Source organism: Rhodococcus sp. BH4 (genome assembly GCF_002079265.1).
Classification (GTDB): domain Bacteria; phylum Actinomycetota; class Actinomycetes; order Mycobacteriales; family Mycobacteriaceae; genus Rhodococcus_F; species Rhodococcus_F qingshengii.
The window spans coordinates 204,397-231,392 of record NZ_CP014942.1; the positions used below are offsets into that span (position 1 = coordinate 204,397).

General features: G+C 59.5%; 25 protein-coding genes and 1 pseudogene. 9 read left to right on the plus strand and 17 right to left on the minus strand.

Annotation, left to right across the window (positions count from 1 at the left end; genetic code table 11):
- Positions 1–8 precede the first annotated feature (8 nt).
- Positions 9–308, minus strand: coding sequence for a hypothetical protein (locus tag A0W34_RS30275; protein WP_232330080.1), 300 nt, complete (start codon positions 306–308; stop codon positions 9–11).
- Positions 309–558: 250 nt separating this feature from the next.
- Between A0W34_RS30275 and A0W34_RS30280 the strand changes: the two genes are divergently transcribed.
- From A0W34_RS30280 to A0W34_RS30295, 4 genes are all read left to right on the plus strand, one after another.
- Positions 559–1,764, plus strand: a complete 1,206-nt coding sequence (locus A0W34_RS30280; protein WP_081559049.1) for an amidohydrolase family protein — start codon at positions 559–561, stop codon at positions 1,762–1,764.
- A gap of 125 nt (positions 1,765–1,889) precedes the next feature.
- Complete coding sequence (locus tag A0W34_RS33695) at positions 1,890–2,315, plus strand: Zn-ribbon domain-containing OB-fold protein (protein WP_269750134.1); 426 nt, start codon at positions 1,890–1,892, stop codon at positions 2,313–2,315.
- Positions 2,312–3,484 carry a thiolase C-terminal domain-containing protein gene (locus A0W34_RS30290; protein WP_081559053.1) on the plus strand — a complete coding sequence of 391 codons (1,173 nt, stop codon included), beginning with the start codon at positions 2,312–2,314 and terminating at the stop codon, positions 3,482–3,484. Before A0W34_RS33695 ends, A0W34_RS30290 begins: the two co-directional genes overlap by 4 nt.
- 46 nt (positions 3,485–3,530) lie before the next feature.
- Positions 3,531–5,177, plus strand: coding sequence for a class I adenylate-forming enzyme family protein (locus tag A0W34_RS30295; protein WP_081559055.1), 1,647 nt, complete (start codon positions 3,531–3,533; stop codon positions 5,175–5,177).
- Positions 5,178–5,454: 277 nt separating this feature from the next.
- On the opposite strand, the gene A0W34_RS30300 is transcribed toward A0W34_RS30295, so the two are convergent.
- Both A0W34_RS30300 and A0W34_RS30305 read right to left on the minus strand, forming a co-directional pair.
- Positions 5,455–6,054 carry a TetR/AcrR family transcriptional regulator gene (locus A0W34_RS30300; RefSeq protein WP_232330081.1) on the minus strand — a complete coding sequence of 200 codons (600 nt, stop codon included), beginning with the start codon at positions 6,052–6,054 and terminating at the stop codon, positions 5,455–5,457.
- Between the two features lie 717 nt (positions 6,055–6,771).
- Positions 6,772–7,884 carry a CaiB/BaiF CoA transferase family protein gene (locus tag A0W34_RS30305; RefSeq protein WP_081559059.1) on the minus strand — a complete coding sequence of 371 codons (1,113 nt, stop codon included), beginning with the start codon at positions 7,882–7,884 and terminating at the stop codon, positions 6,772–6,774.
- A 130-nt stretch (positions 7,885–8,014) separates the two neighbouring features.
- On the opposite strand from A0W34_RS30305, the gene A0W34_RS30310 reads away from it, so the two are divergent.
- Entirely contained in the window at positions 8,015–8,776 is a 762-nt protein-coding gene (locus tag A0W34_RS30310; RefSeq protein WP_081559061.1) for a 3-hydroxyacyl-CoA dehydrogenase, read from the plus strand.
- A gap of 76 nt (positions 8,777–8,852) precedes the next feature.
- Here the strand turns inward: A0W34_RS30310 and A0W34_RS30315 are convergent, their stop codons facing one another.
- Genes A0W34_RS30315 through A0W34_RS30335 form a run of 5 tightly spaced genes read right to left on the minus strand, consistent with a single transcriptional unit; the run spans position 8,853 to position 14,857 of the window.
- The gene (locus tag A0W34_RS30315; RefSeq protein WP_081559063.1) at positions 8,853–9,869 is read right to left on the minus strand and encodes an ABC transporter ATP-binding protein; all 1,017 of its coding nucleotides are present in this window, start codon (positions 9,867–9,869) and stop codon (positions 8,853–8,855) included.
- Positions 9,866–10,702 (minus strand): ABC transporter permease, encoded by an 837-nt coding sequence (locus tag A0W34_RS30320; RefSeq protein WP_442971957.1) that lies wholly within the window; start codon positions 10,700–10,702, stop codon positions 9,866–9,868. Before A0W34_RS30320 ends, A0W34_RS30315 begins: the two co-directional genes overlap by 4 nt.
- 59 nt (positions 10,703–10,761) lie before the next feature.
- On the minus strand, positions 10,762–11,700 hold the full coding sequence (locus A0W34_RS30325) for an ABC transporter permease (protein WP_081559067.1): 939 nt from the start codon (positions 11,698–11,700) through the stop codon (positions 10,762–10,764).
- Between the two features lie 17 nt (positions 11,701–11,717).
- The gene (locus A0W34_RS30330) at positions 11,718–13,298 is read right to left on the minus strand and encodes an ABC transporter substrate-binding protein (RefSeq protein WP_081559069.1); all 1,581 of its coding nucleotides are present in this window, start codon (positions 13,296–13,298) and stop codon (positions 11,718–11,720) included.
- A gap of 35 nt (positions 13,299–13,333) precedes the next feature.
- Positions 13,334–14,857 (minus strand): acyl-CoA synthetase, encoded by a 1,524-nt coding sequence (locus tag A0W34_RS30335; RefSeq protein WP_081559071.1) that lies wholly within the window; start codon positions 14,855–14,857, stop codon positions 13,334–13,336.
- A gap of 196 nt (positions 14,858–15,053) precedes the next feature.
- On the opposite strand from A0W34_RS30335, the gene A0W34_RS30340 reads away from it, so the two are divergent.
- Both A0W34_RS30340 and A0W34_RS33530 read left to right on the plus strand, forming a co-directional pair.
- Positions 15,054–15,839 carry an ATP-binding cassette domain-containing protein gene (locus tag A0W34_RS30340; RefSeq protein WP_081559073.1) on the plus strand — a complete coding sequence of 262 codons (786 nt, stop codon included), beginning with the start codon at positions 15,054–15,056 and terminating at the stop codon, positions 15,837–15,839.
- A gap of 212 nt (positions 15,840–16,051) precedes the next feature.
- Positions 16,052–16,189: pseudogene (locus tag A0W34_RS33530) on the plus strand (acyl-CoA dehydrogenase family protein); the annotation flags it as partial.
- Positions 16,190–16,238: 49 nt separating this feature from the next.
- Here the strand turns inward: A0W34_RS33530 and A0W34_RS30345 are convergent.
- From A0W34_RS30345 to A0W34_RS30385, 9 genes are all read right to left on the minus strand, one after another.
- A complete protein-coding gene (locus A0W34_RS30345) occupies positions 16,239–17,204 on the minus strand; it encodes an NAD(P)H-dependent flavin oxidoreductase (protein ID WP_081559075.1) in 966 nt (321 codons plus the stop codon).
- Between the two features lie 15 nt (positions 17,205–17,219).
- Positions 17,220–18,851: an AMP-binding protein gene (locus tag A0W34_RS30350; protein WP_081559077.1), complete on the minus strand. Its 1,632-nt coding sequence runs from the start codon at positions 18,849–18,851 to the stop codon at positions 17,220–17,222.
- 56 nt (positions 18,852–18,907) lie between these two features.
- Positions 18,908–19,939 carry an aldo/keto reductase gene (locus tag A0W34_RS30355; protein WP_081559079.1) on the minus strand — a complete coding sequence of 344 codons (1,032 nt, stop codon included), beginning with the start codon at positions 19,937–19,939 and terminating at the stop codon, positions 18,908–18,910.
- A 2-nt stretch (positions 19,940–19,941) separates the two neighbouring features.
- A complete protein-coding gene (locus A0W34_RS30360) occupies positions 19,942–20,778 on the minus strand; it encodes a crotonase/enoyl-CoA hydratase family protein (RefSeq protein ID WP_081559081.1) in 837 nt (278 codons plus the stop codon).
- Positions 20,775–21,530 (minus strand): tyrosine-protein phosphatase, encoded by a 756-nt coding sequence (locus A0W34_RS30365; RefSeq protein ID WP_081559083.1) that lies wholly within the window; start codon positions 21,528–21,530, stop codon positions 20,775–20,777. Before A0W34_RS30365 ends, A0W34_RS30360 begins: the two co-directional genes overlap by 4 nt.
- Entirely contained in the window at positions 21,527–21,973 is a 447-nt protein-coding gene (locus A0W34_RS30370) for a nuclear transport factor 2 family protein (protein WP_081559085.1), read from the minus strand. Before A0W34_RS30370 ends, A0W34_RS30365 begins: the two co-directional genes overlap by 4 nt.
- On the minus strand, positions 21,973–22,479 hold the full coding sequence (locus A0W34_RS30375) for a DoxX family protein (RefSeq protein WP_156888977.1): 507 nt from the start codon (positions 22,477–22,479) through the stop codon (positions 21,973–21,975). Before A0W34_RS30375 ends, A0W34_RS30370 begins: the two co-directional genes overlap by 1 nt.
- 53 nt (positions 22,480–22,532) lie before the next feature.
- The gene (locus tag A0W34_RS30380; protein WP_232330082.1) at positions 22,533–24,833 is read right to left on the minus strand and encodes an acyl-CoA dehydrogenase family protein; all 2,301 of its coding nucleotides are present in this window, start codon (positions 24,831–24,833) and stop codon (positions 22,533–22,535) included.
- An 83-nt stretch (positions 24,834–24,916) separates the two neighbouring features.
- Positions 24,917–25,573, minus strand: a complete 657-nt coding sequence (locus A0W34_RS30385) for a TetR/AcrR family transcriptional regulator (protein WP_198035729.1) — start codon at positions 25,571–25,573, stop codon at positions 24,917–24,919.
- A gap of 62 nt (positions 25,574–25,635) precedes the next feature.
- Here A0W34_RS30385 and A0W34_RS30390 point away from each other — a divergent pair, with 62 nt between their 5' ends.
- Both A0W34_RS30390 and A0W34_RS30395 read left to right on the plus strand, forming a co-directional pair.
- Entirely contained in the window at positions 25,636–26,043 is a 408-nt protein-coding gene (locus tag A0W34_RS30390; RefSeq protein WP_081559093.1) for a nuclear transport factor 2 family protein, read from the plus strand.
- Positions 26,044–26,107: 64 nt separating this feature from the next.
- Positions 26,108–26,935, plus strand: coding sequence for a patatin-like phospholipase family protein (locus A0W34_RS30395; RefSeq protein WP_198035730.1), 828 nt, complete (start codon positions 26,108–26,110; stop codon positions 26,933–26,935).
- Positions 26,936–26,996 lie beyond the last annotated feature (61 nt).

Consider the following 26,996-nt stretch of genomic DNA (forward strand, 5'->3'; position numbering starts at 1 on the left):
GAAATCGATCAATCCGATGCGGGAAGCCTGAGCGGGCTCTTGACCACGAGCGGACTTCCATTCACCGACAGCACACCTGCGCCAGTCTTGGTCACGAGGACCTCGAGACCAAGACTGGCCTCCTCGTAACGCTTGCCGACAACAACTTCGCCGTCCAGCGCCGCTGCCGGGCCGTCAAGTTCCACGGGCGACTCCGCCATCGGCTGCCCACCACAATGGACGATACTGTCGGCGTCGCCAAGGCGCACGACGATGACCTGCACATCACTGACAGTGCTGTAGAGACGTGTCCCGATTTTCAACGACATTCGATGCATTCCTTTCAACGACCGATTGCGTCGCACTAAGCACGACGAACCCCTACTATACACGTATAGTAGCCTCTTTCGGGCAGCCGTAAACCCCTATTTCACCTCCCTGAAACGACCGCAGATCTAGAGCTTTACATGTATAGTTGCTTTTGACCGAGTGGCTACTCACGGAGCCACGAAAAGACGCGACCAAGATCGGCCGCCGAGTCTCGGTCGATCCGACGACTCCGTTACGAAAGGACACCTGATGGCGATCATCGAGAGCACTGTCGGTGAGCTTCCCTACCAGCTGACCGATTTCGATCAGCACTCCTACGAGGCCGAAGACTGCTTCACTCGGCACCTACCGAAAGCCAAGATCGACACGGCCGTGCGCCCGATCCTGTCCGCCAGCGGCCGCAAGATCCTGCTTGCAAACGACCGCATCGTCACCGCACTCGAGAACGATCTCGATCAGGCCTACGTACCCGGGTCACTCGTCGAAATGCTCAAGCAACGTGCGTCCGGCGACACTGCGGACGCCGACAGGTTCTACGAGCCGATGCAGAAGGAATACCTCGACCGTGATGCACGGCTCATCCAGCTCACCGAGCAACAGATCGAGAAGTCGATCATGTACCCGGGCGGGTGGGCCCTGATGGCCGAGCAGTACCTCGACGGCATCGACCCTCTCTACGACAACCTCGAATCCTTCAACAAGTGGATCGACGAGGACTGGGGATTCGCATACAAGGACCGCATCTACGCACCAGCGATGCTCTCCATGCGTGACCTCGACCGAGCATGCGCGGAACTCGACCGAGTCCTCGAGGCCGGCGCCCGGTTCATCACCCTGCCAGCCGGACCGGCATACGGCCGCTCCCCGGGAGACCCGTACTTCGACCCATTCTGGGCACGAATCAACGAGGCGAAAGCGGTCGTCTGCTACCACATCGCCGAGTTCCATTACCAGGACAACGTCGCATCCCAGTGGGGATGGGGTCTCGTCCCGCCGTTCCAGTTCTCGGCCTGGCAATGGCAGAACACATACGGCGAACGGCCCATCACCGACACGCTCTCCGCTCTCATCTACGACAATGTCTTCGGAAAATTTCCCAACGTCAAGGTCCTGGTGAGCGAATTCGGTGCCGAATGGGTTCCACACTTCATCCGGCACATGGACAAGAGTCGGGGAATGGCTCGAAACGGCCGTTGGTTGGGCGGTCAGCTGACCGAGCGACCGAGCACCATCTTCAAGAAGCATGTACGAGTCGTTCCCTACCCCGAGGACGACACGGTCAGCATGATCGAGAACCTGGGTTCCGACGAGACACTGCTCATGGGTTCGGACTGGCCACATGCGGAGGGCCTGCGAGAACCCGCCGACTTCTACAACAAGGTCGCCGGTCTCGACGAGAACAAACGTCGACTCTTTCTCCGTGAGAACGGGATGAACCTGATCGCAGGAAAGTAGTCAGTCAGTTCGTGGCCGGGCGGGCAATCATAACGAACGCCTGCCCGGTCAGTTGGTAGATATGCATAGCCGCCGCCACTGGAGGGAAAGTCTTGACCAGCAGTGAAATCGACGACGAGGCACTGGTGCGTGCCTTTCCCGGGGAACCCATCACACACGACAACGCAGCGCACTACCGAGGCCGATTGAGGCATGAGCTTGTCATCAGCAAATGCCAGGACTGCGACGAATGGCACCACCCACCCAAACCTGTGTGTCCGCAGTGCTGGTCGACACGAGTGGTACCTACATCGGTCTCCGGGTCAGGGACCATCTTTATGGTGATCTTCCTAAACCAGGGACCACCGGCCGACGGCGTCGACTACTCGACGCCGTACCCAGTGGCGTCCATCGATCTCGCAGATGCACCCGGAGTGAGATTCACCTCCACGGTGGTCGGCGGAACCAACGACGAAGTCGTTATAGGAGCAGCTGTGGAACTCGACTGGATCGAGCGAAACGGTTCGCCGATGCCCGTTTTCCGACTCACACGTTCCGAGGCAGCTAAATGATCGACTCACGAAACCCCATGAAGGACCGGGTGGCCATTGCCGGCGCCTCGACGACCGGGTTCACGGCACGAAACACCGCGCGCAGTCAGACGTCTCTGGCCGCAGAGGCATCGATCGACGTGCTGCGCCTGTGCGGACTTCGCGCCTCCGATATCGACGGAATCTGCGGGTCCTGGCCATCGGCAGCGGTCATGCAGTCCACGCTGGGGATTCCCGAGATCACGTGGTCGGGAAATCCGCTGATCCCGGTCGTCGACCACGTCGCGATCGCCGCCGCCGCCGTCCACAGCGGCCTGTGCAACACGGTCCTGGTGTACCACGCTGCATACCGACAGGCCTGGAACACGTCCTCGGCGCTGAAAGATCCGTACCGTCGCATTGCAACCGCAGGTCTCTCCGACCCCCAGCCCGGCCCCGAAACCATGGCATCCAGCACCGGATACACGGGCTGGGCCGCACGCTACATGCATGAGTTCAACGTTCCCAAGGAACATTTCGGACTCGTCGCAATCAACGACAGAAGCAACGCTGCACGTAATCCGGCAGCGGCAATACGGACTCCGATGTCCATGCAGGATTATATGAATGCTCGGATGATCCGCTCCCCCCTGTCCTTGCTCGATATGGACATTGCCGTGGACGGCGCCGACGCATTCGTAGTCACCACCGCGGAACGAGCGGCCGACATGCCTCTGCCGCCAGTTCTGATTCAAGCAGCAGCGCTCGGCCAGCGCGCCAAGAACGAAGAAGATCAGACAACGAGCCTCCGCGAACACGGCCAGCAGGTGGTCATCGAGGCACTTAAACGCAAGAGCGATTTCTGGATCGACGACATCGACGTCTACTTCCCGTACGACGGATTCACCCCAATCACTCTCAACTGGATCGAGAACGCCGGCTGGTGCGCGCCCGGCGAAGCGGGTGCGTTTCTCCAATCGCACTGGGTCGAAGAAGAACAACGCGTACTGATCGATGGGCGGATACCCGTCAATTCGCACGGTGGGTCCCTTTCCGAGGGCGCAACCCAGGGTTCCGGCCATATCCGCGAAGCGGTTCACCAGTTACAAGGACGTGCCGGCGACAGGCAGGTCGACGGCGCTCGACGCGCTCTCATCACCGCTGGCGGTTTCTTCTTCAATGCCCAGGGCCTCACCCTGCACCGTGCTTGACAACCAGCGTGACGATTCAATTCCACACAGATTAGGAACGACAACGATGATCGACGAGAGTCCGGAAGTCGTAGCAACCGGGACACCGCTATCGACTGCGACGCAGAGCGACAAAACCGCACTCGACCTTTTCGACGAAGCCGTTGCTGCGGACCGTGACGCGCCGATGATCAGGTACTTCGACGCGATACTGTCAGCCGATCAGGTCGACCGCGAATCGAGCGCCTTGGCCGCCGCCCTCCTCGATCGCGGCCTCGCGTCCGGTGACCGAGTCGTGCTCTACCTGCAGAACGTGCCGCAATACGTGATTGCACTCGTAGCGATCTGGAAGGCCGGTGCGGTTGCCGTCTCTGCCAACCCAATGCTCAAATCACGCGAATTGGGGCGGATCCTCGATGACTCCGGAGCCACTGCGCTGATCACACTGGACTCGCTCTATACCTCGTACGGAGTTCCAGTCCTGTCAGATTCCTCGGTGACCATTGTGGTCACGACCGACGAGAGGGACTATCAGTCCCGCAACGATTCAAGGGTCCTCCCGTCCGGACCGCGTACTCGGGCGGACGCACACGACCTTCGCGAACTCGTCTCGGAATATTCTGATCGCAAACTCACCTCACCCGCTACCACCGCGGACGACATCGCTGTGATCACCTATACCTCCGGCACAACGGGCGCTCCCAAAGGCGCCACAAATACTCATCGCAATGTCGTCCTGGGCGGCGAGGCCTACCGCGACTGGTTCGAACTAACCGCAGGTGACACCATTCTCGGAGTTGCTCCTCTGTTCCATGTCACCGGACTCAGCGGCCATATCGCGGCAGCGTTCGCGGCTCGCATGTCGCTAGCCCTCACATACCGATTCGATTCCGGAGTCATCCTCGATGCAATTCGTGAGCATCGCCCTGCTTTCACCGTAGGAGCCATCACCGTTTTCATCGCGTTGATGAATGATCCCCAAGCCACCCGCGACGATCTCTCCTCGCTACGGACCGTCGCATCGGGAGGAGCGCCCATTCCACCGTCAGTGGTCGAACAATTCGAATCCAAGTTCGGGCGCTACATCTACAACGCCTACGGAATGACCGAAACCACGTCTCCAGCACTGTCGGTACCTGTCGGCGAAGTCGCCCCGGTCGATCCGCTCTCGGGCGCCCTCTCTGTAGGCAAGCCCGTCTTCGACTGTGAAACATGGGTAGTGGACGACAGTGGTCGCGCGCTTGCGACTGGGTCGGTTGGCGAACTCGTCGTCGCGGGACCCAGGATCGTGCCGGCGTACTGGAACAACGCCGAGGAAACAGCTGAAACGTTTGAGAAGGGCCGCCTGAGAACAGGCGACATGGGGTACTTCGACCATGACGGCTGGTTCTACGTCGTGGATCGTAAGAAAGATGTCATCGTCGCCAGTGGTTACAAGGTATGGCCACGAGAAGTTGAGGATGTGCTTTATTCTCATCCAGCCGTGAAAGAGGCTGCGGTGGTCGGTATTCCCGACGAATACCGTGGCGAGTCGGTCAAGGCCTACGTCACGGTCAAGGGTGACCACACTGTCAGTGCGGAGGACCTTGTGTGGTTCACCAAAGATCGGATGGCAGCTTACAAGTATCCACGAACAGTAGTTATCGTCGACGCACTTCCGATGACCGCCTCAGGGAAGATTTTGCGGCGCAGCTTGAAATCCCCGCCCGAGTAGCATATCGACATCGTGAGGGCAGGATTCAATGCATGACATCTCAAACCGGTAGGTAGATCCCGTTGGACCGTAGCCCGCGCCAACAACCGGATCGACTCCGCGCCGACACTCAACAATTCACTTCGCGGAACGCAGATTCACTCTTTCAACCTCGCCACAAAACATGGATCAAGTGGACGGATACCGGTTCGGCCGCTACATAATACGAGGCGCTCGCACCGATGGACTATGCGGAATCGAACTGTGCAGTTGCCGTAGAAGCGCTCGCCCCGAACGATCAGGCGTCCGTTACGTAGGGTTCGAGGAGCGCAAGGAGCGCCCGGTCGAATGTCGCGTCGCTACGAAGGATATCCATGTAACCGCTCAACTCGGCGTCACGTGAAACACCACCATGGGCTGCGAAGTTCATGTTTTCCTGCACGACAAGTCGACCGAGGCACAAAAGCTGAACCCCTGCATACGCTGCCTGCGCGTCCGTATTTGACAGGCCTGCCCGCTCGAACTGTCGAAGGCTGAACACAACCAGGGAGCGCGCATTCTCTAACAGCTTGCTCGACAGCAGCACTGCACTGAGCCCGGGAACACTACACAATGCGTCCATCGAGGCATGAGTCGCGAACAGAAACAGTTCCTGCCACGGCGCGCTCTCAGGGTCCGGCAACTCGATGCGGCCCAGGATGTCGTCTCCGATCAGCCTGAGAAGCTCCTCCTTGTCATCCACATGGTGATAGAGAGCCATCGCCGATACACCAAGTCTGGATGCTAGTGCCCGCATGGTGAGCTTGTCCGACCCGACTTCTTTCAGAAGCTGGATCGCTTCCGCCGCGATCAGCTCGCGGCGAAGCGGCTCTCGGGACACTTGCTTTACGGTTGGCATCAATAAACCTCCTGAATACATTCTCAGCACTACACCGAGTTCGACCCCTAAGACCGTACACGTATACTATCTTCTCTGACGGCGAGTTGCCGGTCGATCACAGCGAGATCCGAGCATCGATGGACCGCTCTCGACGCCATTGGGCGCCTCTCTGATTCTCCATGCCGCCTCGGACTCAACGGCATATCACCAAATGGCGGAGCCGACGGGGCGTGGGTTCCTCTGAGTCGAAGAAAAACGGAACGGCACGATCCTGAGGTTGAGCACGTCCGCGGCGACATCGACCATGTGTTCGACCGACAAGGAGCCACCGAATGGTCACTTCCGATAACACGAACGTAGTAGTCCGCCCTTCCACCACTTAGGAGAGAACCGCCTTGGCGGCACACCGACAGCGCCTAGACGACGCAGAGAATGGGGCCGCCCGGCACGGTCGATGATCTGATGCAGCGCCGTCGTCTCACCGGCAAAGCGAGGTGCGGAACCAAAACCCAGAGAGACAAAAACGGAAAGATCATCTTGCGTCCGCGCCAGAACCTCGCACCGTCGATGCGATCGAAGTAATCCGACCACCTGGATTGACGATAGCGCTGCCGCCAGGCCTCATAGCCGACCGCGGAGACGACCGCCGGCATGACCTCGACTGTTCAGATCTTCGGGATCTGCATAGGTACGGCTCTTCAGTCGACGCCGATATTCCCTTATGGCCATTCGCGATCACAAGCCGGCGTGGACTGCCCTCGCCCGCCAATCTGCCAGCACCTCGTCCGCGAACACCGCGACGTTGTTCATACTCGGCTTGCCGGACGCGGTACGGGAAAAGCGCGGCGCGGGCGCCGCCTGCGGCACACCGTTGATCTCCACCAACGTCGCTCTTGAAAGGAGGTGCTCGTCCTCAGCTGCCTCCGACATCGACAGCACTGGCGTCACACACGCATTGGTTCCCGAAAACACACCAGTCCAGTAGTCACGATCCTTTGATCCGAAGATCGTCGTGAAATCCGCACGCAGTCGCGACCAGCCGCTTCGATCCATCTGCGGTGGAAGTAGTGTCTGGTCCAGTCCAAGTCCTTCAAGTAGTTCTGCGTAGAACTGCGCCTCGAGTGCCCCCACGGCTACCCAACGGCCGTCCGAGCATTCATATGTGTCGTAGAACGGTGCGCCTCCGTCGAGAAGATTGGTACCGTGGTCGTCACTCCACCGGCCCTGCCCTCGCAGTGACCACATTGCCTGCATCAGAGCGGTCGAACCGTCGACCATTGCTGCATCCACGACTTGGCCGAGACCCGAACTTCGCCTCTCGAATAGCGCCGCAAGCACGCCCACCACGAGGAACATGGACCCACCGCCGAAGTCGCCGACCAAGTTGATCGGCGGGACGGGGCGTTCCCCCTCGCGGCCTATTGCATGGAGTACTCCGGTGGTGGAGATGTAGTTGATGTCGTGCCCGACATCCTTGCTCCGCGGACCGTCCTGACCCCAACCGGTCATGCGCCCGTATACGAGTGCCGGATTTCGACGCGCACACACGTCCGGTCCGACTCCGAGCCTCTCGGCCACTCCGGGGCGGTTGCCTTCGAGTAGTACGTCGGCATGCTCGACTAGATCGAGCACCAGGTCCCTCCCGGATTCGGACTTCAAATCCACAGTCAGCGTTCGACGGTTCCGGAGCGTGTAATCGATATCGCCGTCGAACAGGTCAAGCCCACCTGTCGGCCGTTCGATACGAATCACGTCGGCACCCATGTCTGCCAACATCATTGCCGCGTGTGGTCCCGGTCCGATGCCTGCAAGCTCGACAACCCGAAGACCCTGCAATGGTCCGCTCATTGATTTCACTCCCACTACCGCTCTTGGATGCCCCCGAGGAGTATGCATCCCCTTCCCACCATCATAGACAACATAGTGCACTATGTATACGGAGTTTCGGAATGAAGCCGGAACCGTCGAAAGGACACGAATGGAAATCAACGGCAACGTAGCTGTCGTCACGGGCGGCGCATCAGGACTCGGACTCGCCACCGTCACCAAGCTCGTCGATCTCGGCGCCAGCGCCGTGATCATCGACCTCCCGTCATCAGCGGGTGCAGTAGTAGCCGAGAAACTCGGCCCCCGTGTTCAATTCGTCGCAGCGGACGTCACCAACGAGTCCCAGGTCGCAGCAGCCCTCGATGCCGCGGAAAGAATGGGAACACTGCGCATCGCAGTGAACTGCGCAGGAATCGGCAACGCGATCAAGACCGTGAGCAAGAACGGCGCGTTTCCGCTTGCCGACTTCACAAAGATTGTCACCGTCAACCTCATCGGAACCTTCAATGTGATTCGTCTTGCAGCCGAGCGCATTTCGCACACCGAGTCGATCGACGGCGAGCGCGGTGTCATCATCAATACAGCTTCCGTCGCCGCCTACGAAGGCCAGATCGGACAGGCTGCCTACTCCGCCTCCAAGGGCGGTGTTGTCGGTATGACGTTGCCGATTGCACGAGACCTCGCGTCACTGCAGATTCGCGTCAACACCATTGCGCCCGGCTTGTTCAAGACGCCGCTTCTCGGTTCCTTGCCCGAGGAGGCGCAGCGATCACTCGGCGCTCAGGTACCGCATCCCTCTCGCCTCGGTGATCCCAGCGAATACGGCGCATTGGCGGCACACATCGTGCAGAATCCGATGCTCAATGGCGAAACCATTCGCCTGGACGGAGCAATCCGTATGGCACCTCGTTAATTTCGGAGCCTGGACGAGTGCGCCCGGTCTCGATGTGCATTCGAGATCGGGCGCATTGTCGGTCGATGGATATGCTCTATCCAGCCGAGACCTCGGATACCAGTCTGGTTGCCGATTCAGGGTGAATACACCGGTCACCGCATCCCATCTCGTCCAGATGTAGCACAGGCAACGCGCTGTCGCACAAACCCGGTAAGGAAAGCGGGCAGCGTGGGTGGAATCTGCACCCCGACGGTAGATCCGCCGCAGGCGGAACATTTCCCACGATCGGCAGCAGTCTCTCGCGCGATCCCCTAATCGGAGTGGCGTCCAAGAGGCCTCGCGTGTACGGGTGCGTCGGGCGCATCAGGACATCCGCGGTGGAACCTTGCTCCACGATCTGACCGCAGTACATCACCGCAATCCTGTCGCAGTAACCCGAGGCGACCCCCAGATCATGGGTAATCAACAGCACCGCAACGTCGAGATCCTGCTGCAACTCACGAAGTAAGTCCATCACTCGCGCCTGCACCGTTGCGTCGAGAGCAGTAGTCGGCTCGTCTGCGATCATCAGTTTGGGCTGACACGCCAAAGCCATCGCAATCATTACGCGCTGCGCCATACCGCCACTGAAACTGAAGGGATAGTCGTGGGCACGCTTGTGCGGCTCAGGGATTCGAACTCGGTCGAGCATCTCGACAGCCTGGTTCCAGGCCTCACGTTTGCTCAATCGACGATGTCGCCGAATCACCTCGGCTACCTGATTGCCGATCCGCATCGTCGGATTCAGGCTTCGCATCGGTTGCTGGAAGATCATTCCGATGTCGCGGCCCAGCACGTCGGATCGCTGCCGGGAAGCGAGGGACAGAATATCGGTCCCTTCCAGGTGTACCGAACCACCGACAACGCGGCCGCCGGTGTAGTCTGTCAAACCTGTGACGGCAAGAGAAGTAACGCTCTTACCCGATCCTGATTCTCCCACCAATCCCAGCATTTCCCCGGCTCGAATGGACAGACTTACTCCGTCGACCGGACGGATAATCGTCCCGTCAGCAGTGAATTCGACGCTCAGGTCCTTGACCGTCAGTGTGTTTCGATCAAGTCGAGGTGTCATCGTGAGGCCTTCTTTCCTGTAAGTGCCCCGCCCAGTCCGTCTCCGAGTTGAGAAAATGCGAGAACTGTCAGTCCGATCGCCAATCCGGGTGCGAACATGAGGAACGGTGCAGCGTAGAAGGTGTCGAACGCCGTGCGCAACATGCTTCCCCAACTCGCTTCCGGCGGCACTACGCCCAAGCCGAGAAAGCTCAGATTGGCTTCAGCGATCATGGCAATGCCGATGAGAAGACTGATCTGCACCAGCACTGGCGGAAAGATGTTGCGGAGCACGTGAACGAACATGATTCGAGGAGAACGAGCGCCGATTGCGACGGCAGCTTCGACGTAGGTCTCCGAACGCACCGACATCGTCGAGCCTCGGACCAGGCGGAAGATCGACGGTGAGAACACGACACCGATTGCGAACATCGATGTGGTCAGTCCGGGTCCGACAACAGCTACGACTGCGATAGCGAGGATCAGAGCCGGCACGCTCATGAGGGCGTCGTTGAGGCGACTCAGAACCGAATCGACCTTCCCACCGAAATATCCCGCGACAAGGCCGAGGGGCAGTCCGATGATCAACGAGACTGTTACCGCCTCGGCTGCAGCAAGCAACGTCACTCGGGTGGCGTAGATCAAACGACTGAACTGATCACGACCCAAATCGTCTGTTCCCAACCAGAATTCCGAGCTGGGTCTCGCCAGTGCGTGCCGCAGATTCAGCTGATTCGGGTCGGTCGACACCAGCAGCGGCCCGAAGATTGCAATCAGAATTACAGCGCTGACAAAAATGAATGCCACGAAAGATAATGTGTCGCTCCGCAAATCGGAGAACATCTTGCTCGCTATCGATTCGCCTCGAACCTTTCGTGGCGCCGATGATTCGACTGCGTCCTTACGTTGCAACATCACTGCGCCGTCCTTGGGTCGATGAATCGGTACGACAAATCCACAAGAAGGTTGATCACGAGTACACAACCCGTTGCCAGGGCCACGACACCGAGAATCGTGGGCATATCGCGTCCGAGCACACTGTCCACCGTCAAAGTTCCGAGTCCCTGAATCCCGAACAATGTCTCGATCACGACAGTGCCGCCCAGCAGCTGGGCGATGCGGATGCCGAGCACTGTGACGATCGGGATCCCGGCATTGCGCACCACATGCTTGAAATAGATGGGTCCCGTCAACATTCCCTTGGCCCGCGCCGTCAAGACGAAGTCCTTGTCCAGCACCTCGGAAACGGAACTTCGCACGTGTCGCATCAACTCGGCAGCGGGCATCAACGAAAGCGCGAGGGCGGGAAGGATCACGTGCGCGGCCCAGGGCGCCAATCCATCACTGATATGTACGTATCCGGTTGCCGGCATCGCTTTGAGCTGTAGCGAGAACACCATGACCAACAGCATCCCGACCCAGAACTGAGGAAGCGCAATGCCGATGGACGAAATGACCGACACGAATCGATCGACAATTCCACCCGGCCGCACTGTTGCAAGAATCCCGAATCCGACTCCGATGATCACCGCGAAGAAGATCGCAACCAGAGCCAGTGAGAGTGTGGGTTCCAAGCGAGAACTGATCAGTTCCGACACCGGTTGCCGACGACTGTACGAAATCCCGAAATCGCCGGTGACAGCACCGGATAGCCAGTCCCAGTATCGAACCAACAGTGGTTGGTCGAGTCCGAGCTCGCTTCGTACCCTGGCAATGTCCTCAGGCTTCGCGTTCTGTCCCGCCAGGTCCACAGCCGGGTCTCCCGGTGCCGCTGCCATCATGGCGAACACGGAGAAGCTGACGAGAACAAACAACAGTGGCGTGGTGATAACTACGCGTCGAAGAGTTTTCATTTACCTTGTCTCCATGACTATTTCGCCCGACCTACACTGCGAAGATCCAACATGTACTGGGCTTCAGGGCTGGTTGCCGACGAGAATCCGATCACGTCGGAGGCAACCAGATAGTACGAGTTGAAGTGGCAGATCGGAACAAACGCAGCTGAATCAGCAAGGGCCCTCACCAAGTCCGCGTTCGAGCTTTCACGTTCCTCGGGCGAAACTGCTCGGGAGGCCTTCGCAGCCAGATCGGCAATCAACGGATCCGTGAACTCGAGTCCCGCTTTGGACTGAATCCATTTGACGGTCTCCGCAACGGTTCCCATCGGCGCAACCTGGAACATGAACGAATCGGTCTGCGAAGTCCTGTATGCAGTGAGCGCTTCGATACTCGTGCCGGGCTGCAGTCTGCTGCGAACCCCTGATCTCGCCAAATCGTCCGAAGAGATCACGGGCAACGCCTCACGACCCGCGATGTAGGACAAGTCGAAGTCCATGCCGTCCACATATCCGGCTTCGGCCAACAATTCCTTCGAGCGTTCCGGATCGAAAGGATATGGATCTTCGAAATCTTGGAGGTGGCCCGCGAATCCCGCGCGGGAGAGTTGCGCGGAGGACGCACACATACCTTGGAAGTAGCCGTCGGCGATCGCGCCACGATCGATACCCGAGACCAACGCTTGTCGGACGCGAGGATCGGTGAGTCGATCCGATCGCAACCACAGAGCTGCAAGAACATTGGTCTCGCGCTCGACCAGTCGCAGTGTGCTTCCCTGCGCTGCGAGTTCCGCTTGCTTGATTGCCTGGGAAACGGCGCCGTTGACAAGGGCCACATCGATCTCGCCGGCCCGAATCGCCGAGTCTCGCGTCCTGTCGTCAGCGACGTATCTGATCTCCAGCCGTGCCAACCTTCCCGCATCAGCGTCCCAGTTAGTGCCGGGGGCTCGGACGTAAGTCACACTTTGGCTAGGAGTGAATTTTTCCACGACGTACGGGCCGGATCCGTGGAGACCCGGCGACTTGCGGAGATCAACGGCAGGGTCACTGATTCCAGTTCTGCTCATCACGGCTCCCACTGGCCCGGCCAAGGACACCGCAAAGTCAGGACTCGGGGCATTGAACCTGAATTCGACTGTGTGCTGGTCGATTTCCTCCACCGACGTCACCGTCGACAGGAAGGGTTTGACCGTCGAATCCTCGAGAGATTTCGCCCGTTCGATATTGAGTCTGACCGTTTCTGCGTCGAGAGCGTCACCGTCGTGGAACGAGACGTCGGTTCGCAATTTCATCGTCAGCGACATCGCGTCGGGTGCCAATTCCCAGGACTCCGCCAGCATCGGCGTCGGCTGCAGGTTCTCGTCAAGCCTCGTCAGTCTGTCGAATACCGGAAAATAGTAGGGCCTCTCACCTGCAGTTCGCTCCCGATGAGGATCAAATCCGGTGGGTACCGCAGTAGTTGCCACGATAAGTCCCGCATTAGGATCGAACACGACCTCCGTCGATGCCGGGTCGATCTCGGCACCGACGCTACCCGGACCGTATCCACATCCGGACAGCACCAAGGCCCCGGCCGCGGCCAGTACGAACCATCTCGAGGATGTGGAAGTCCGCATTGCACTCCTTGATCTGCGCGACGGCCGATGATCGGTCACTGTGCTGTCTGATTCTCGAAGTCGGCGATGAGTTCACGCCGAAGAATCTTTCCGCTGGGCAAGCGTGGAACGTCCCCGAAAGTCACCGACCGCGGGGTCTTGTATCCCGCGATATGCGCACGGCAGTACTTGATAATCTCGGCCGCCAGAGCGTCGTCGGCAATAACGCCGGATGCCGGAGCGATCACCGCATGGACCTTCTGCCCCATTTCGTCATCGGGAAGTCCGATGACAGCGACGTCGGACACTGCTGGATGCATGGCCAGTGCGTCTTCGATTTCCTGAGGGTAGATATTTACTCCCCCGGACAGGATAAGATCGGACCGACGCGCGGACAGGTAGAGATAACCGTCTTGGTCGACGTGCCCGAGATCTCCGAGCGTGTTCCAGCCCTTGTCGTTGAAGGACTCCGCCGTCTTCGCGGGCTCACCGTGATATTCGAAGCGGCCGATATCGCTGAACCACACAGATCCGATCTCACCCGCGGGGAGTTCAATCCCGTCGTCGTCACAAATATGAACGACCCCACGAATGGCCTGACCCACAGATCCCTTGTGAGTCAACCAGTTCGGCGAGTCGATCATAAAGAATCCGGTGCCTTCACTACCTGAGTAGAACTCGGTAAGTTTTGGCCCGAACCATTCGATCATCCGTTCTTTGACCTCGATGGAACATGGAGCAGCTGCATGGACCACCAGTTTCATACTGGAGACGTCGTAGCGCGCTCGGGTGGCGTCGTCGAGTTTGAGCATGCGCACGAACATCGTGGGAACGAACTGACCGTGTGTGACCTCGAACCTTTCAATCAGACCCAAAGTGCGTTCCGCGTCGAATTTCTCCATGACTACGGCCGTCCCACCGTTACGCACCGTTCCCAGACACCAACCGAGAGGCGCGGCGTGGTAGAGAGGGCCCGGGCTGAGGTAGACCGCTTCCGGACCGAATCCGAACGCTGATGCCATCAGCGAATCGATGCTGAGTCCCGCGCCGAAAGGTTGTCCGGTCAGTTCCGGGAGGATTCCCTTCGGCCTGCCCGTGGTCCCCGACGAGTAGAGCATGTAGTAGCCCTCGGTTTCGTCGGATATCGGAGTGACCGGGAGTCCGTCGATTGCCGCCTCGAGCGAATCTTCGGAATCAGACCTCACCGACAAACGTGACTTCACCAGCGGTGCAGTCGATTCCGAGTAGACAGCCAGGTCCCGCAACGACTCGGAATGCACGAGCAGTTGTGCACCACAATTCTCGACGATGTACGCCGCTTCGTCGGCGCTGAGATGCCAATTGACCGGTGTATACAACAGCCCGGAACGTTGAGCCGCCCAGACAACAGGGAAAACGTCTATCTCGTTCTCCATGAGAATCGCGATGTGATCGCCGGCAGCAAGCCCCCGCAATCGAAACAGGTGCGCAATCGCATTCGACTGTTCTTCGAGTTGCCGATACGTCAACGACTTACCCGACGTTCCCATGACGACGGCAATCTTGTCCTCGTACTGCCGAGCCAGTTGGGTCAGATTCACGATTCATTCCACCTCTCGAGGCCGATCCGACACGAATTGACATGTTTCCAAATACACAAACTTGGCACACGGAAGAAGAAAACTGTTGAAGGAAAGCACATTCGGTCATCTGGATACTAGTTACATACTTCGTATACTAGGTTCATACTGTAACCCATCACGTCATGACGCAGGCCACAATCCAGATCGGAGATCCATGCCACTCCTCGAAGTACGGAATCTGACCAAATCCTTTGGTACCGGCGCACAGAACCGACGTGCGGTATCCGACGTCTCGTTCGACCTGAACAAGGGCGAAACCCTGGCTTTGGTCGGCGAATCGGGCGCCGGGAAGTCCACTACCGGCCGGTTGGCCTTGAGACTGATCGAACCGGATTCCGGCACAGTAGTTTTCGACGGGGCAGATGTCCGAGCAATGAAGTCCAGCACGCTCCGCGGATTTCGGCGGAACGCGCAGATGATCTTCCAAGATCCGTTCTCGTCACTGAATCCGAGGATGAAGATTTGGAAGTCCGTTGCGGAACCGCTTGTCGTTCACTCGATCGGGAAAAGGAGCGAACATCGCGATCGTGTCGCAGCGCTTCTCGACAGCGTCGGTTTGTCGTCACACCTGATCGACCGCTACCCGACAAGCTTGTCCGGCGGACAACTTCAACGTGCGGCGATCGCACGGGCATTGTCTACTGATCCGTCGTTGATCGTCTGCGACGAGCCGGTGTCAGCGCTTGACGTGTCAGTGCAGGCACAGGTGATCAACCTGCTGCTCGACATTCAATCCGAACGCAATGTGTCGTACCTGTTCATCACCCACGACCTGGCACTTGTCGAGATATTCGCACACAACGTAGCCGTCATGAAGTCCGGAGAGATTGTCGAGAAATCCTCCGTGGCCGACCTGTTTGCCCATCCGCGCGAGGAGTACACCCGCACACTCTTGAACGCAATCCCGGAGCTCCCTGCCCGCGAAGATGCACCTGTCTGAGCTCGTCGTGCGATCGAGCTGCTATCCACAACTCCACCGACGCCCAGAAGTACAGCTGCCGATACGTCGCCCACATCGCACGGACTGCTGCCGCCACCCGAGCGGCCGGCTCACCGGCCACACGGTGTCCGAACCTGCGTCCTGAACCCGATCACTCGCGAGGTGATGAACCGCTGCGACAGGCAAGGCGTCGCGCGACGGAAAGTGGTGCAGCAGAGACGGGTGAATCTGTACGTCTCGAAGAACTCTATCGGGACGCGAAGATCCTCGAAATCTTCGAGGATGCAAACGAATTACAGCAATGGATCATCGCCCGACGATTGATCGGCAGGGACGTCACCGGCTGGTAAGCGCTGATAGGCAGAACCGGCGTCCGGTTCTGCCTATCCTTGGGAGTCGCTAGAACGAACGGAGAAGTCGTTCGCGCCAATCCCCCACTACTCGTGCATTTTCGAATTCTGTTGCGAGCCTGTCGACGACAGTGGCCACATCCGGCACGTCGTCGATCAGCGCAACCGAATGGCCGCCGCTCCACACCGTCTTCCACGGCTTGATCCCAGCCGGCAAGTTCGGTCGGTGCATACCCAATGGTGTCGGAAGGTTGTCCGGGTCGAGTCCGGCTGCAACCATCGAAGGCTTGAGGAAACTGGCCGGCAATCCGGAGATGGCATCGGTGAACAGCACGTCCTCGCTGCGCGAAGAGACCAACATTTCCTTGTACCCGCCGAACGTTCCGGATTCCGCGGTCGCGATGAAGCGGGTGCCCATCACGACCAGATCTGCGCCCAATGCCAAGGCCGCGGCAATCCCGTTGCCGTCGGCAATGCCACCTGCCAACATGATCGGCCCGTCGAAAAACTTGCGGACTCTGGGCAGAAAGGAGAATGGCGACAGCGTTCCCGCGTGACCACCGGCCCCCGCGCACACGAGCATCAAACCGTCGACACCAGCCGCCACTGCCTTCTCCGCGTGACGCACGGTGGTGACATCGTGAAAAACCTTGCCGCCCCATTCGTGGGCGGCGTCGACAACCTCTTGGGGGTCACCCATGTTCGTCAGAATCAATGGCGCCTCATGCTTACGCACGGTGGCAAGCGCTCTAGCCCGCGCCTCTTTGTCCAAAGCACTCGATGCCAGCATGTTCACACAGAACGGGGCGAATCGCTCACCCCGCGAAAGAGACTCAGCCTCTGCTTCACGGATGGCCGTGAGCCAACTGTCCAAGGATTCGGGAGACCGCGGGTTAGCCGACGGGAATGCGCCGATAATTCCTGCTCGACACGAACTGATGATCAGGTCGAGATTGGAAACGATGAACATGGGCGCAGCCATCACGGGGATGCGCAGTGCATTCAAGTCGATCATGGCATCCTTCTTCCACTACATTTTCGGGAAATACTCGCGACGGATGTCCGCCTTGCGGATCTTGCCGACCGGTGTCCGCGGAAACTCGTCGACAACAAGCAACTTCTCCGGAGTCTTCTGCTTGGCGAGGCCCGACTTTGCGAAATACGTACGGATGCTCTCGAGGTCTATCGATGCATTCGGATTCAGAATCACCACTGCTGCCGCAACTTCGCCGTAGCGCTCGTCCGGCGCTGCAACGACAACAGCCTCGAACACTGACGGATGCTGGTTCAGCACATCTTCGATCTGGCCGGACGAAATGGTCTCGCCGGCCCGAATGATGACGTCCTTGATCCTGTCGGTGATGGTGAGTCGCCCCTTGGAATCAAGATTCCCCAGATCTCCGGTGTGCATCCAACCGTCCTCGGTGAAAGCCGCCCGGTCGAGCGAACTATCCCGATAGCCGATGAACTGATCGGGACCGCGAGTAACAACCTCACCGTCGACGCCGCTGGCGACATCTGCCCCGGACTCGTCGATAATCCTGATCTCGACTCCGAGTATCGGAACGCCGTCTGTCCTAGTCCGCGCATGGGCATCGTCCGAGACCCTGCTCGCGCTGATTGTCGGCTGTTCAGTGGAACCGTAACAGCGAAAGGTCACGATGCCCGCTTCTTCAGCCCGGCGGCCCAATTCGTCCGGCACGGTGGCTGCTCCCACCAAGAACTCTCGAAGCGTAGAGAGCTTGTCCCCGATTCCCTCCAAATCCAGTATCCCGGTCAGATGGAACGGGGTACCGACGGTCGACGTAACCCGATAACGAGCAATCAGACCAGCTGCGACCGAAGGATCCCAGGCCTCCATGTACACCGCGCGGGTTCCGTGCAGGATTGGACGCATCATGCTCCCAACACCCGCTATGTGGCCGGGCGGGAACGAGACGAGATGCACGGCGTCCGCAGCACCACTAAGCAGTTGAGGTGCTGTTCTCTGTTCAGCCAAGAACGAATTATGACTGTGCTGCACACCTTTGGGTGCAGATGTCGTGCCAGACGTGTACACCAGAACTGCCACCGAGTCTGGATGGGGAGCAGGCTTGACGTAAGGACGATCAACCGACAGTGAGTCCCAATCCACCACGCCTTCACGCAAATTGCCAGAGTCTGAGGTTCCGACCGTCACCACCAGTTCAAGATCGGGCAGCGACAAATAGCCGGGGATCCGATCAGAGTACCGAGTCGACCGAATTCGCTCCGGCATGATCAAGACGCGTGCCCGAGACTGTTCGAGGATAAAACTCACTTCGTTCGATCCGTAGATCGCCACCACGGGGACCAACGTCGCGCCGGTCAGGAGTACCGCCTCGTACGTAGCGGAGCACTCGAACCCATTGGCCAACTGCACTGCGACCGCGTCACCCACCCCGATTCCGCGGGCTTGCAGAGCTGTCGCGACCTCCACCGCACGGGCGTGGACTTCACCGACCGTCGACTCACGGATCGTGTCGCCGGAGTAGACAACGGGAACATCGGCGTAGCGACTGCCGCCGAGTTCCATTGCATCCACGCAGGTGAGATCGGAGTACCATCCTTCGCGATACCATTTGTCTCGCAACGCCTTCGGGTCATAGGTCGAGATATCTGCCGCTGTCGATTCCGTCGTCATGTCATCTCATTCGTTTCGCTGGAAAGGCTGGCCACCACTGACATTGGACTCACCGCTCATACAGGGATTCTGCGAAGTTCCTTCTTACGAAGGGCACGCGGCTCGAACGCCAGATCTGCACTGGAAATATTGTGACCGGGCGCGACCAATTCGTCGATCCGGTCCAGCGTTTCGGGCGAAAGCCGTACGTCTGCAGCTCCCAATTGGGACTGCAGTTGAGCCATCGTGCGCGGTCCGATGATCGTGGATGTGACCGCCGGATGAGACAAAGTAAACGCGAGGGCGAGCGTCACCAGATCCATACCGGCGTCCGCCGCAATCGCATCGAGTCCGTCGAGCAAGTCGAATTTGGTTTCGGAACCCGGAGAATCAAGTTTCCACGATCCGCGCCCCATTCGACTGAAACGTGAATCGGCCGTGGCAGATTCACCGCGGCGGTACTTTCCCGTCAACCACCCGCCGTTGAGTGGGCTCCAGACAATCGCGCCCATCCCGTACTTCTGGCACGTGGGAAAGATGTCTCGCTCAGCACCACGAACAAAGATCGAATACGGCGGTTGTTCACAGCGGACTGCAACGTGCCCACGGTCACGAGACACCCACTGACCCTCGACGATTGCTTCGGCAGGGAAGGTCGACGTACCGATAGTACGAACCTTGCCGGCACGCACCAGATCGGAGAGTGCTCCCAGAGTTTCGTCGAGATCGGTCTGCTCGTCGAGCCGATGGACCTGATACAAATCGATGTAGTCCGTTCCGAGCCGACGCAGGCTGTCTTCACATGCCTGCATGATCCAACGCCGCGATCCGCCTCGCTTGTTGCGGTCCTTACCCATCGGATTGAAGAACTTGGTGGCGAGTACGACGTCGTCTCGACGGCCGGCAAGCGCCCGGCCGACAATCTCTTCCGACTGTCCCGCAGAATAGACGTCGGCAGTGTCGATGAAATTTATGCCGGCGTCGAGCGCTGCATCCACCATCGCGGCACATTGATCGTAGTCGGTGCTGCCGATAGTCCCGAAAGACATTGCGCCGAGGCAGAGTTTCGACACCTGCACACCCGAACGCCCCAGATAACGCATCTCCATGACTAACGCCCTTCCCATCTCGGTTCACGCTTCTGAGAGAAGGCCAACGGGCCCTCCCTGGAGTCGCGGGTGGCCCCAACCCGCGACTTTTCTGCATACGAACGCGCCCATGCAGCCTGTTCGTCCACCGGAACACCATCAACGATTCCGGCCACCAGACGCTTGCTGGACTGCACCGCCAACGGCGCATTTGCAGCCACCGACGCCGCCAGTTCCAGAGCCACATCCAGGGATGCACCCGGTTCACTCACTCTGTTGACCAGCCCCCATTCCTTGGCCTGATGTGCACTGAATCGATCTCCGACCAGAAGCACTTCCATGGCAATCGCTTTCGGCAACCACTGCGCAAGCCAAATTGCTCCTCCGGCAGAGGCGATAAATCCGTTCCGAACCTCGGGCAGGGAGAACTGCGCTCGCTCGTCCGCGACGACCAGGTCACAGGCCATCGCAATTTCGGTTCCCCCACCGATAGCAAATCCGTTGACTGCGGCAATGATCGGTTTCTCGATCACATGCTCGCAAATGCCGCCGAATCCCCGTGCCCGTTTTACCGGATCAGCCGGAATCAAGTCCTCGCCGGCCGCCATGGCTTTGAGATCGCCGCCGCCGCAGAATGACAGGTCTCCGGATCCGGTCAGCACGATCACACGGATAAGAGGGTCGGACTCTGCGTCGGCAAGCGCGTCACCGATACCCTCGGCAACAGCAGCATTGACAGCGTTCCGTGCTTCCGGACGATTGATGGTGATGATCGAGATGAATCCACGACGCTCACTGACCACCTCGGAACCCGTTCCGTAGGTGTGAATCTCGCGCGTGTCCTGTGCAATGTGAGTCATGTCAGGACCGTACCTTCGGCAGTGGAACCGTCGTCCACCAGCCGTTTGTGCCACGAGTCCATATCCAAGGTATCGACGCCGTGATCCGACATCCACGCGCACGCACCACCCTGCCAACCGGTAATCACATCAACCACTTCGGATATGGCATCCGAAGGTGCTTGCATGAACTCTTCCCGAATCGGCTTCCCGCCCGGACGAATCACCCCCTTGGCGACCCACCGGGCCCGTAGAGCATCCATGTTGGCCGCGGTATCGACGTAGTCGTCAATGACTGCGCGAGGCTCGACGTCGGCCGCCAAGAGGAGCGCGGCAATGACGATGCCGGTGCGGTCTTTGCCGACAGTGCAGTGCACCAGAACCGGTCCCGCCGCACGCATCACTACCGACGCGGCACCAGCAACACGGGGAGCGTCGTTGCTGACGATGGTGCGGTACATCCCAGCCAGACTGGTCGGCCGACCGGTAGTCGGTGCCGCGTCGTCATGGAGGGGCGAATGGTGCACAACAGTTCCGCTGTCCCACTGATACCCGACATGGTCAGTTTCGCGCTGCGAGCGCAGATCCAGCACTGAAACCGGTGGCCACACCGACACCGATTCTGGACGTCGATCTCCGGGATACGGGGCATCGCTTCGGTAGAGCACTCCCGATCGAGTGCGCCCACCTCCGCGAGTCGGGAGTCCACCGACATCCCGGAGGTTGACCAAACAGTCGGCTGAACCAACTGTTTCCACAACTGGCTGGTTCATCTGCTACCGAACCATGAGTTGTCCACGGTCGCGTCGACCGAAACAAGCCGGCTCGAGAACAACCAACGATCCCCGCTGGGGACCAGCACGTCGCGGTACCGCCCCCAGTGATCGACACCATTCGGTGTGAACACAGTGAAGTACGCGGACGTCTCCACCCGATCCGATTCGATGGAGTCGAACCGCAGATTGGTGACGAAATGTCGGATGAAGAACTTCTCGGCCTTCGGCGGTTCAGTATCCGACGCCGTGTCTGAATTCGGCGTGAGCATTGCAACGATCGCCGCCTTACCTACTGCGGCCGTGCGCCCCTTCACCTCCAGCGCTCCGTTCTCGGTGAAGCAATCTGCCAACGCCGTCAACTGCAACCGGTCACCCGAATGCGTGTAAGCCGCAACGGTATCGCGCACTCGTTCCCGAATGACCAACTCCGACAGCTCCATCAACTGGCCACTTTCGCCGGCCGGTAGTAAGCGGCGAGCAGCGCGACACCGGCCCCCGCACCGAGGACTGCCGAGATGACAAATCCTCCCCAGCCAGTGAGGATGTCATGCCCGAAGATCAGGTGATCGATGCTGATCCGTCCCGCACCCGCCACTGCGACGGAGACCGCGCCGACCGCGAGAATCATGTTGTATTCCCAACCGTTGCCGGCGATGAAGAAGCCGTGCGAACGGTGGACGGTCCACGCTGCGACGAGCATCAGTGAGACGAAGGCGGCGGCCGCAAACGGGGTGAATAACCCGAATGCGAAAAACAGTCCAGCGCCGACCTCGGTGAGAGCCGCAAGCCAGGCATGCATGAGCCCCGGCCGCATCCCGATACTGTCGAACCACCCTGCGGTACCCGGAATCCGGCCGCCGCGCATGAGTTTTCCGTAGCCGTGCGCGGCCATGGTCAATCCGAGACAGATCCGAAGTAGAGCCAGTCCCATGTCCATCGCAGTCACAATCAATGCCTTTCAGATTTAGCGAGCAGCGTCGGTGATAGGTGACGAAACGTTCAGGACAAACTTTCGATCACAGCGCCGACAGCTCGGTCCCTGAGGACTTCGGGGCGTCCGAGAAGAACCTGATTCGAGGTAGCCCGTCGCAGCAGCAGGTGAGCGGGGTGCTCCCAGGTGAAACCGATACCACCGTGAATCTGGATGCAGTCCTCGGCCGCGGAGACAGCCGCGTCCAGCGCAGCCGCTGTTGCAAGATCAGCGGCCGTACCAGCATCCGCATCGTCGGCAAGCAGGTCCGCCGCAGACAGAACCTGTCCGCGAGCACCCTCCGCACCGACAAGCATGTACGCGCACCTGTGCGAAATCGCCTGGTAAGAACCGATCAATCTGCCGAACTGCTCACGCTGACCAGCCCAGTCCACCGCCATCGCCAGTGCGCGATTGGCAACACCGACGGAGTCCGCCGCAAGCACCAACTGTGCGTGGCGTCGTGCGCGATCGAGCACCGCGACCGCCGCATCCCCTCGAGCAATGATCTCGATTCCGAGTCCATCCATCTCCACCGCGCCGATCGTAGCCGTGATGTCTACCGAATCCTGTTCATTGACAGTCACATCCGTGGAGTAGGCAAGACCGATCACCAATTCATCAGCAAACTGATCCTCGGCGACAATCACGAGGAGATCAGCCACTGGTGCGCCGGATACCCGCTCCACCCTTCCCGTAACTTTGCCACCATCGAGGACAGGGAGGCCGGAACCCAGTGACCAGCCGCCGTCGTCGATCGGAATCACAAGCGCCGCAGTCGACCCATCACAGATGGCTCGGACCGGGCCTGACGCCTCGGCCTCGCGCAGAACTTCCAAGGCAATGATCGTGGGAACCAGCGGTACCGGAGCAAGATTGAATGCTGCCTCCTCGACTGCAGCGCACAGCATCCGCAGACTCGCTCCGCCGCCGCCCGAAGCTTCGTCGACCGCCAGACCGGGAAGACCGAAGGCAACCAACTCGTCCCAGAGCCCAATGTCGTAATCGGCCGGCTTACGCGCCCATCCCAGAAGGCTCTCGGTGGATCCATGACTCGATACCGCTTTGCCCAGAACTTCGCGGAGCGCAGCCTCGTCCTCACCCGGTGCAGCCAAGGGTCGACCGGGAGAAACAATGGCCGGCCGTGTCCCCTCACCGCGGTGCGAAGGCAATCCCAGCACCTGTTCCGCAATGGCGTTGCGCTGTATCTCGGCAGTACCGGCGCCGATGGTCGAGGCGCGGGTCATGAAATAGCCGTAGCTCCAACGGCCGCCGTCGACACTGCCTTCAGATCGGTTGCCCAACGCTGCGCCAGTTCCCGTCAGACGCAACGCAAGTCGATGCAGTTTCTGCTCGAATTCCGACTTGACCAGACGGTTGACCGACGCCACTCCACCCGGATCTTCGTTGCGCAGAACCGCATCGAGTGCCCGAGCACTGTTGGCTGCAATTGCCCGCACACCTGTCTCGACCGCTGCGAGTTCCTGACGGACCAGCGCGTTGTCGGCATAGCCTTCTTTGACCGCCAGCTTGAATACTTTGTCCACCAGACCGCGGTAGCGGAACTCGTCTGCGAGAAATGCCGTAGCGCGCTCGTGTCCGAGCGACGTCCGCATCACGGACCAACCCTTGCCCTCTTCACCGACCAGATTTTCGGCAGGAACAACAACGTCGTCGAAGAACACCTCGGCAAAATGATGTCCACCCGAGGCGTCCTTGAGCGGGCGGACTTCGATTCCGGGGGTGTTCATCTGAATCAACAGGTAGCTGATTCCCGAGGTTCCACGCCCGGCCGGACCCGTGCGCACTAGTGCGAACATCCAGTCGGCCTTGTCGGCCTGCGTCGTCCAGATCTTCTGCCCGGTAACCCGGTAATTGTCACCGTCGCGGACCGCGCGGGTAGACAGCGAAGCGAGGTCGGAACCTGCTCCCGGCTCCGAGAATCCCTGGCACCAGACCTCGTCGGCGCGCAGAAGCGGATCGAGGAAACGGTCCTTCTGCGCCTGAGTACCGTACACGATCAACGTGGGTGCAACGATGAACGAAATTCCGCTGGGATGCTTGGGAATTCCCGCTTCGCTGGTCATTCGGTAGTAATCAAGCTGGTCTTCGAGGCCAAGCTCCAGACCGCCGACCGACTTCGGCCAACCCGGCGCGGCAACGCCGGCATCGACCATTTCGGATTGCCATGCCCGGGCGGCAAGTGCTCGGTCCTTCGACGACGCGGGCCGCGGACGCTTCGCGTAGTCCTCGAGCAGTGCCGACAGCCGAACTCGCCAGTCATCGCCGCGTACGGATTCGTCTCGCACCAGTGTCGCCGACTTCTCCACAACGCCTCCTTGTTCCACCATCACTAAGTTAACTTAGTAATAGGTTACAACGTGAGTGCAGTTGTTGAAAGAGTGAGCATTTTTCAGCAGTCAGTTTCACCCCCACTCATCATGGGAATGAGACCACTCAGAACCTGATCCACGGCAGCCACCGCCTCGACCTTCGCCAACTTCGGATCTACCGCGTTAGCAATGAACAGCGCAGCCTCGTCGACTACGGCAAGAAGGATGTGAGCAAGAGCGTCCAACGGCTGATCAGCCAGAACACCCTCGGCAACTGCAAGTTCCAGCAGTGCATGTAGGGCTCCGAGCCCATAGCGTTCCTCGCGCGCGCGCCATTCCTGCCGGCCCAGAACGGCCGGACCGTCGATCAGCAAGATGCGTTGGACTGCCGGCGTCAGTGAAGCCTCCAGAAAACCCATCAACCCGCCACGAAGGCGCTCGAGGGCGCCAGCAGGCGCAACGCCACTCGCCGAGGAAGCGAGCAATTCCTCCTCGACCCTCTCGATCACGGCGACAAACAGTGCACGTTTGTCGGCAAAGTGATGGTAAAGCGCGCCGCGGGTTCCCACTCCCGCTGCGGCGACGATTTCTTCTGTACTGGTCGAAAAATAGCCCTTCTCGACAAACAGACGTCTCGCAGCCTCGACCAACGCTTCGCGAGTTCTTTCGGCACGTTCCGCAACAGCGTAGGCGCGCAACGCTTTTGACGATGATGTAGACCGTTGACGTTCAGACATACCAACAGTATGGTCCACATGCAGCCTGTATGTCAGGCGTTACCCCAACGATGGGAAGATCCATGACCATCTGTGGCCAAATAGTCCGAGAATTCTGCGACCTGATGGTGTCGCGCGACGCCGAGAAATTGCGACCGTTCTTCGCAGACGATGCGGTCTACCAAAACACCGGAACGCCTGCCACCGTTGGCGTCGAGGCAATCGTCACCAACCTCGCCGGACAATTCGGCACCTTCCCCGATTCCTACGAATACAAGACGATAAACCTCGCCGCCGATGGCAATGTCGTCTTGACCGAACGACTCGATCTGATCCGCACCCCGTCCGGAGTCCAAGGCGTACCGGTCATGGGGACATTCGTGCTTGAAAACGGCAAAATCACCCGGTGGACCGACTACTGGGATACGTCACTGCCGATGAAGATGATGACGGGCCAAGACGTTTCGGCTCTGGTTCCTGCCATCTACTGAAATCGGCTCCCCCAAAACGATCTACAGACTCCCACTATTCGAGGAACTAAAGGGTCATTCAACGATGAGTAGAAGTAAGAACAGGGCACTCGTACTGGGAAGCGGCGGCGTCGTTGGTATCGCGTGGGAGACCGGGCTACTCGCGGGACTCGCAACCAAGGGCATGAGTCTGCTCGACGCGGATCTCATAGTTGGCACGTCCGCCGGAGCCGCGGTAGCGGCACAGGTCACCACCACCCCGCTGGAGAAGCTTTACAGGGATCAGATCGAAGGAACTGGAGCACCGGAACCCGCGATCGACATCGATATGCAGTCATTGCTCGGTCAGATCGCCGAACTGCTCGCCAGCACGCCGGACCCTGTCGAGGCACGCAGGAAAATTGGTGCGCTCGCATTGGAAAGGGATCGCGTACCTGAGGCTCAACGCCGCGCGATCATTGAGGCGCGTCTCGCCTCACACGAGTGGCCCGAGCAGCTTGTTCAGCTGGCGACGATCCAGGCTGACACAGGCGAATTCAAGGTGCTCGACAAGAACTCCGGTATCAGCATGGTGGACGCTGTGGCCGCGAGTTGCGCGATCCCGGTGGTGTGGCCGCCCGTCACGATCGACGGAAAACGGTACTACGACGGCGGTCTCCGCTCCAGTACGAACACTGACGTAGCCGACGGATACGCGAAGGTTATTGTCGTCGAGGTCATGACGCTTCCGGAGACATCCGATATCAGAGACATCAGTGGCAATGCCCAGCTCCACACGATCCGTATCGACGAAACGTCGAAAGACGCGATCGGCGAGAACTTTCTCGACCCGGACGCACGTTCCGCCGCGGCAAAGGCCGGATACGACCAGGGCGCCCGGATCGCTGATGAGATCAAGGCCTTTTGGGCCTGATTATTCCCGCTCGCGCACGACGAACCGGTATGAGCACCGGCACGGAAATTCCGACGGAGGT